This is a genomic window from Streptomyces sp. AF1A (assembly GCF_047340315.1).
In the GTDB taxonomy this organism is placed as follows: Bacteria; Actinomycetota; Actinomycetes; order Streptomycetales; family Streptomycetaceae; genus Streptomyces.
On record NZ_JBLEBI010000360.1, the window covers coordinates 1 to 1,896 of the forward strand.

General features: G+C 68.3%; 2 pseudogenes. One reads left to right on the forward strand and one right to left on the reverse strand.

The annotated features are described in order from the left end of the window. Nucleotides 1-157: 157 nt before the first annotated feature. Nucleotides 158-1,049 (reverse strand): annotated as a pseudogene (locus ACLU3S_RS36815) (transposase); the annotation flags it as partial. 37 nt (nucleotides 1,050-1,086) lie between these two features. Here ACLU3S_RS36815 and ACLU3S_RS36820 point away from each other — a divergent pair. Next, nucleotides 1,087-1,733, forward strand: a pseudogene (locus tag ACLU3S_RS36820) (transposase); the annotation flags it as partial. Nucleotides 1,734-1,896 lie beyond the last annotated feature (163 nt).

Sequence of the window (1,896 nt, forward strand, 5' to 3'; positions counted from 1 at the left end):
CGTTATCCCTATTTAAGTCATTGAAGATTTAAGTTGTTGAAGGCCGTGACCACGGCGGACGTCCACGACTCCAAGGCCGCCCCCGCGCTGCTGGAGACGTTCATGAACCAGCCGGGCCGCCTGCTGAAACTGGTGTGGGCCGACAGCGCCTACCAGGGTTGCGCAGGCCGGTATCGCGGGCTGCCCGGATGCGGTCCTCGGCCCTGGCGCGCTGACGGTGCCGCAGTTCCAGCTGTGCGATCGGCGTGTTCTAGGTGTTGGTGGCGAAGCAGGTGATGCGCATCCCATCGGCGTCCGTGATCCCAACTGGGCGCCGAGGTTGGGTCGTTCCTTGCGGACAAACAGCCGCATCCCCTGCGGTCGGCCGACCAGCCAGGCCCGTCGCGGATCTCGCCGTCTGGCTCGACGGCCGAGGTCCAGGCTGCGTCTGGAACCTGAAGTACGGCCTGGTGGACGGCGTCGATGATGCCCATGCCGACCGAGTAGGACAGCCATTGTCCCTGCTGGGTGAGCCAGTTGAGAGGCTCATGCGTTCCGCCGTCGGAATCCGTGCGGATCAACGTGCGGTGGCCACGCCGGTGCTTCTTCGGTAACTGGGCCAGAGCGAGGCGGGCGGCTTCGATGTGGTCGGCGGCGGTGTTGCTGCCCGCGTCTCCCGGTCGCAACAGGGCGGCGACCGGTTCCCCGGAGCCCTCGCGGCCGTGGTCGACGAACGCGAACAGCGGGTGGTGACCGAAGGTTTTCTTCCAAGTCACGGCGGCGTCCTGCTTCTCGGAGTGGGCCAGGACCAGCACCCCGTCGATGTCCACGACCAACTCGCCCCCCCGTATGGGGGGCCGCCTCGCCAGCCAACCGCCATACCTCCTGCCGGACTTCGGACCGGGCCCGCCGGATCGCCGCGAGTGCCCGCGGCCCGGCCCCAGCCAGGGCGTCGATCAGGCGGGAGACGGTCGGGTCGGAGGCAACCGGCCCGAACCCATCAGGCTCGGCCCGCAGCATGCCACATCCGCCAGGCAGTCCCCGCCCAGAGCCGCCGCCAGCGCGATGTCCTCCCAGGGACAGGTCAGCGCGGGCTGGCACGGCCCCTCCTGGATCGCGAAGCGAGAACGCCGGCTGTCCTACTCGGTCGGCATGGTGATCACCGAGGCCATCCACGGCCACGTCCTCGAGATCCTGGCATCGGCCCGGACCCTGGCAGTCGAGACCGGCGGTGAGAGCCGTGACGGGGCCTGGATCGCCGAACTCACCGGTGACTTGCTCGCGGGCTGGCCGAAGGGCATGCGGCTGATCGTCAGGAAGGAACGTCGGCACACCGGTGCACAGTTGAGGCTCACGGACGCGGACGGCGTGCGGCTGACGTGTTTCGCCACCAACATCGCCGATCGCCGAGCTCGAGCTCCGTCACCGGCTGCGGACACGCGCGGTGTCCCGGATCCGGACCGCCCGGGGTACCGGCCTGCGGAATCTCCCTCTGCACCGCACCGTCCAGAACCGGATCTGGCTGGAGATCGTGCAGAGCGCATTGGACCTGCTGGCCTGGATGCCGATGCCCGCCCTCCAGCAAGGAGCGGCTGTGGGAACCCCGACGCCTGCGACTCCGCCTGTTCGTCACCACGGGACAGCTGGTGACCATCGGCCGCCGTTGGATCCTCCGCCTGGCTGGGCACTGGCCCTGGACCAGCCACATCACCGCCGTCCTCGAACGGCTCACACCCCTGCCGAATCCCGGTTGACCAGAGGATTCACGCGCTCTGTGAGAGAAACCCTCCAGCCGGAGCAGTGGGACCCCGCGCCCACCCGAGACGACACTCGGGCCCGCAGCCTTTGCAACTTCACCCCTCAGAACGGAAACAGTCCACTGACTCTGTCGGCGGACCATCACGCAAGATCGAGCGT